The following is a 244-nucleotide window of genomic DNA, read 5'->3' on the forward strand; positions in this document are numbered from 1 at the left end:
TTGATTAGGTTTAGAAAAGTAAAGAGATGAAGAACTCCCAAGTTCTTCGAAGTTTGTTTCTACTTTTAAAGTAGAGATGAATTGCAGTGTCCCGTTCGTCTAGAGGCCTAGGACACCGCCCTTTCACGGCGGTAACAGGGGTTCGACTCCCCTACGGGATACCATTGGGTCGTTAGCTCAGTTGGTAGAGCAGTTGACTTTTAATCAATTGGTCGCAGGTTCGAATCCTGCACGACCCACCATT

Annotated in this window: 2 tRNA genes; both read left to right on the forward strand. The window is 46.3% G+C overall.

Features of this window, described 5'->3' with window-relative positions:
- Positions 1-88: 88 nt before the first annotated feature.
- Positions 89-164, forward strand: a tRNA-Glu gene (locus AB4161_RS23105).
- Between the two features lie 2 nt (positions 165-166).
- Positions 167-242, forward strand: a tRNA-Lys gene (locus AB4161_RS23110).
- The last annotated feature ends 2 nt before the right edge of the window (positions 243-244 follow it).

The organism is Vibrio sp. 10N.286.51.E5, from assembly GCF_041469125.1.
GTDB lineage: Bacteria > Pseudomonadota > Gammaproteobacteria > Enterobacterales > Vibrionaceae > Vibrio > Vibrio crassostreae_C.